The 5073-nt window shown below is 30.8% G+C and carries 6 protein-coding genes; 1 reads left to right on the top strand and 5 read right to left on the bottom strand.

Annotated features, from left to right (window positions below; all coding sequences use genetic code 11):
* Positions 1–360: 360 nt before the first annotated feature.
* The 5 genes from DFQ11_RS14665 to DFQ11_RS14645 are packed head-to-tail and all read right to left on the bottom strand — an operon-like array spanning position 361 to position 4372.
* Positions 361–822 (bottom strand): hypothetical protein, encoded by a 462-nt coding sequence (locus DFQ11_RS14665; RefSeq protein WP_146221550.1) that lies wholly within the window; start codon positions 820–822, stop codon positions 361–363.
* 20 nt (positions 823–842) lie between these two features.
* Positions 843–1751, bottom strand: a complete 909-nt coding sequence (locus DFQ11_RS14660) for a hypothetical protein (protein ID WP_110476627.1) — start codon at positions 1749–1751, stop codon at positions 843–845.
* Positions 1752–2201, bottom strand: a complete 450-nt coding sequence (locus DFQ11_RS14655; RefSeq protein WP_110476626.1) for a hypothetical protein — start codon at positions 2199–2201, stop codon at positions 1752–1754.
* Entirely contained in the window at positions 2201–4036 is a 1836-nt protein-coding gene (locus DFQ11_RS14650) for a DNA adenine methylase (RefSeq protein ID WP_110476625.1), read from the bottom strand. Before DFQ11_RS14650 ends, DFQ11_RS14655 begins: the two co-directional genes overlap by 1 nt.
* Positions 4037–4042: 6 nt before the next feature.
* Positions 4043–4372 carry a helix-turn-helix domain-containing protein gene (locus DFQ11_RS14645; RefSeq protein WP_158525011.1) on the bottom strand — a complete coding sequence of 110 codons (330 nt, stop codon included), beginning with the start codon at positions 4370–4372 and terminating at the stop codon, positions 4043–4045.
* A gap of 222 nt (positions 4373–4594) precedes the next feature.
* Between DFQ11_RS14645 and DFQ11_RS14640 the strand changes: the two genes are divergently transcribed.
* Positions 4595–4849 (top strand): hypothetical protein, encoded by a 255-nt coding sequence (locus DFQ11_RS14640; protein ID WP_110476623.1) that lies wholly within the window; start codon positions 4595–4597, stop codon positions 4847–4849.
* The last annotated feature ends 224 nt before the right edge of the window (positions 4850–5073 follow it).

The raw sequence follows: 5073 nt of genomic DNA, 5'->3' as shown, positions 1-5073 counted from the left end.
TGATAGCTTTTTTTTCGCCAGTGTTCATTTTTTATTTTCATAAGTGACTATAATTAAAGGTTTAATTTTTAGTCAACCTATTTCAGGAAAATTCATTTTTCATATTGTTGGCAACGGTCTAGTATAAGAATAGTAGCGGATTTTCACGTACTGACTTTTCGGTTAAACAAAGACCTTTTTTATATTTACTTACTTTCGTTCTAGCGATTAAACCGCTATTATTTTTATACATTGTTGTACACTGGCTTTTCTTTCCGCAAACTTGCTAGCGTTGGTAGAAGACATACTCTTTGCCAAGTTTTGGCTTTAGCGGTTGGCTTTTGAGCGACTTGGCAATGTGTATGGCTTTCAGCGTTGGCTTTAAGTTATGCTATTCATTCGGTCAATGTCTTTTTTGTTATAATCCCACTTTAAGACTTGGATTTTCCGATTTGGGCGAAATTCCAAAATATCTGTCCGATTAAATGATGTCAGTAATTTACTCAAAGTTGTTCCCATTCCTTGAGGAGCAATTAAAATTGATATTACAGGTAAAGCAATACAAGAATAACCAATTAATTGCGACAAATTTATTAGACTTAATTTTCCGTTTTTACACTCAACAAAAACTAAATCAACTTTATCTTCATACTCAATAAACCCAGTAATATCTTGACGAATTTTATAGGTTGTAAACTCAGGAAAAAATCTTTGATATTTTAGTTTTATAATAAAATTAAGTAAATCGCTGTCGTGCGTATCTAAAACAGTAATTTTTTTTGCCTTTTTTCCATATTTGCCTTTTAGCTGTTTTTCAAGCCAAAGAATAATATCGGGATACATTTCAATCTCATTACTGTACATTAGTTTTGTTTATAACAGTTTAAACAATTGCAAATTTCTTTAAATCCATTAAAGTGTTTACTTCTAATCTCAGAAGGTAAACTATCATCATTTTCATCAGGATGTGAGGGCTTAGTTTTATTCCTTTTTGTTGTGCCATCGCACAAATCAATTGGTGTATCAAAATTCTCTCGATTACTTTCAGCTAATTCTAATAGAGCTTCTTCCTTATGTGAAATGTAAAAACCGATTTCTTGGAAATCATCAGCAAAAATTTTCATTTGATGTTCTTTCGCCCAAAATCTATTACCTTTTTTATTGTTTGGGTCTCTTAGATTTGGATGACCGTAATTTATATTTTGTACTGGAATTTCTAAAGATTGAATTAATTGGCAAAGCTGTGGTGGTAAATGCCAATTCTTATTAGTAACCTCAATATAAACTCTATACCTTTTAGGTTGGTCTTTTGAAAAACCATAATAATTTGAAGCTCTAACGTATGCAGTTACATCACTAACTCCTCTTAGAAATTCTTTTTTGTTTTCTTGTGTTGATTCAAATATTGGTTCTGGAACTTGAAAATCGTGATAACTAAAACGAGTTCCGTTGATTAAAAATTTTATAAATAACCAAGCTATATCTTCTCTGTCCCATTTTAGAACTAAAGAAATTTTTTTATCGGCAACATCTTTTACAACGTTGATTCCCATATTTTGAAGACGAACAACAACTTTATCAAGACTTGTTTGAATATGTAGTTTTTGGTCAAAAGTTTTAGTAATTGCAGTTGACTTTAAAGTTTTGTACTCAAAGTCAATGATAATTTTTTTGACATCTTTATTATATTGTATTTCCCCTCTTCCTGTTATTAACCCCAATAAATAAGATATATCAGGAGTTAAAAAATTAGATATTTTATTCTTTTCCATTTATAATGCAAATCCTGTGTTAAAATCATTAATGTAGTTGGCAGGTACTAAACCTCTAATTCTATTAACATCTTGAATTGGACCAAGAACAAAACCAGCCTCTAAAAGAGGGAAAATGTTTTTCTTTCTACTAATTCGTCTATCATAAGCATCATATCCAGGTCTATTTTGAAAACCTCTTGGTTCAAGAGTGTCAATCAAAGTTTGTGGAATATTTGCATTTGATGCAAAATATGCACGAGTTTCTAAACCATATTTATCTGCTCCTGGAGCCCAAACATAGTAAGGAGCAGTAGTAGAGTTATTGGGTAATGGAAAGTTGCCTGTTAAGTTTGCATATTCTGTTATAAAAGTTGCTTGTCGTCGATGTGGCATCTCCACCTGTATATTTGTTCTTCTCGCAGGATTTGCCAAATAACCTACATTAATGTAAAATTCTTGTTGTGTCATTATTCTGGTTTTCTTAAAATTATAAGATATTCGTGTACTTTGTTTACTATAAACTTATATGGATATCCTAATGGTCTCATATTGTTATATTCTTGTTGTCTGTCCCAAATAATTAAATCTTCTAAATTGAAACCAACTTCTTTAGCTATTGTGATTGCGTCAATATGCAATGGGTAAAAATTACTCTTTTTTCTTAAATCCATTACATTTAAAATGTAGTAAGATTTTGGTTTTAGAACTTTAAAAACTTCGTTTGATACTCCTTTAAGAGCATCTAAAAATTCGTTGTAATCTTCAATGTTCCCTAAGTCTTCAAAATCTTCGGAGTAGTTTATGTTTTCTTTACTGTCCGCAGTTCTCTTTCTATTTAGAACATCCCAATATGGAGGCGAGGTTATGCATAAATCTACAGAATTCTCTTCAATGTTTTGTGATAAGAATCTTGAATCATTTATCACATACTTGGAGTCTAACCCATAAGAATTGAATCCATATGAATTTGTTGCTCTTTTTAGGAAAATATCTTTGAATTTTTGACTTAAATCAAAACCAATAACTTCTTTTTCTTTGGATAAACCTGCTATTAAAGTAGTTCCAGAACCTGCAAATGGGTCAAGAATTAAACCACCATTTGGTTTGCAAAATGTATCAATTAATTTTGAAGCTAATTTCACAGTGAATATTGCAGGATGCTTAAGTTTTCTTTCTTCCTCAGATTTACCTAAATCTCGCCAAATACTAAAAGAATTTTGTAACCACTCTTTACCAGTTAAATTATTAACCTTGTTAACTGTTTTTTTTGGCTTTAATTTAAATACAAATTCAAAAGTCATTTGTGGGTCTTCGGCTGTTTGGTTTACGCTTTTATATCTTTTATGATTTTCTGTAAGAGTGTCAACCTCTCCAATACGTTCCATAGCTTTCACTATTTTGTTTTGGTCAATAACGCCTTCATTATTGTAGCTTAAAAATATGTATTTGGCTTTTGAGCCGTGTAAAACTAAATCTTCCAATGCATTAAATGCATCCACTTTAGAACAATACTTGGATTTTTGATGTTCATATTCTCGCATTCCAGTTTTACCATAAATTTTTGGCTCTTTATCAAACCAACCTTCTGCGATTAATTCAAGTAGGAAATAATTTGATGCGTACTGACGAGAATTATATGGTGGGTCGAGATACAATAAATCTGGTTTAATTTCTCGGATTAATTCGTTTGCGTCTCTTTTGAAAGCTTTATTTTTAGTTGTGCTTTCTATAATTGGAACTTGCTCAAGTGTTAACGGATTTAAGGCTCTTTTGTCCCAAGTTTTAAGATAGGCACCATATGTTCCAGTTACATTGCTAACGAGGTTAACAGACCTCAAAAGAGAAGTAATTAGATAATAATATTCTAATTCATTTATGAGTTTACTTTCTCTCCACTCGTGAATTAATGTTCTAAAAGTATCTATTTTTAAAGCATTGTCGTCAGTAAAATATTGACGTTCTCCATTTGGAGAATAATTCTTAAAAATAAACCCTTCGTTTAGTTCGTCAACATTATTTAAATAATCAAAAATTAGTTGATTATCATCTTTGATTTTTAATTTACTTTTTAATTTTTTGAAAGTTGGAAGTTTATTAGTTTCTATGAATGTCTTAGACAAAGCATAGGAAAACTCTAACATATCGTTAGAGTAAACTGTATATCCTAATTTTTTAAAATGTTGCCCTACAGATGTTGTTCCTGCAAATAAATCTACAAAATTTGATGTACCATTAACTCCTGTTGATTTAACAGCTTCTTCAATAAATGGAAGTAATTTTGTTTTTGCTCCGTAATATCTCATATTCCTTTATTGAAATTTAATTTTGGTTTGTGTTAAGTTTTGTTGTTTGATATAAACGATTTTTTCCTCAGCAAGATTTAAGACTTTGTTACTACAACCAGATTCAAATACTTTATAAGCGATTTGTTCACTTATGTATTCTTCCTTAAGTTCATCTAAATCAAGTTCAAAGACTTCTGCTAATTTTGGCAAAGTTTTTTCATCTAACCGCTTTTTTCCGTTTTCAATTTTGCTCAGTGCTCCTGAGTCAATATCCAATTTTGCTCCTAACTGTGTAAGAGTCAGTCCACTTTCTGTTCTGAGATTATGGATAAAATCTCCAATCGATTTTTTCATTTTTGTCAGTTTCATCTTGAAAATAAAATCTTGACAAAATTAACAAAATTCAAAGGATATTCAATACTTATGTTTGGTTTTCTGATGTAGCGTTGGAAAGAAATAGCTCTTTTGGTTTTTTAAGCGTTGGCATTTGTGATGGCAAAAACCAAATGTGCTGTTTGTGCGGATGGCTTTTCAGAGCTTGTGTACAACGGACGAGTATAAACAACGTTATTAATTATGGGTAAAAAAGGGAAAACATACAGAGGACAAAGAAAACACTACAACCCTTGTAGATGCTTTTACTGTACAGGTACAGACAAAGAAGATAGGCGTTTTATAGAAGAAAAAAGGATTGATAAAGAAACAGAAGAAATAATTAATAATGTTGATTTATACAATGTTAGCAACTGTACTTTATGTAATGCTGAAATAAATTATAAAGGTGTTTGTGAAATGTGCTACACTGAATTGAAATTGAATGACCTTGATTAGTATTGTTGATAACGTTTGTGTATAAGCGCAGTAAGGGTTTAGGACGCTTTTACTTTTCGGTTGTGTGTTGTTTTTGCTGTTTACTTTATCTTTGGGCTAAACAGCTTCTCCCTTATTGCGTTTATACGGCTTAAGTTAGCATTTTAATAAAAACACTAAATTAAGACCTATAAATAAGAAAGAACAAAGGAGAGGAATAAGGTTATTATATACGCAGAGACTTT

The sequence above is a fragment of the Winogradskyella epiphytica genome (assembly GCF_003217215.1).
GTDB classification, from domain to species: domain Bacteria; phylum Bacteroidota; class Bacteroidia; order Flavobacteriales; family Flavobacteriaceae; genus Winogradskyella; species Winogradskyella epiphytica.
This window is presented reverse-complemented; position numbering and strand designations above follow the sequence as displayed.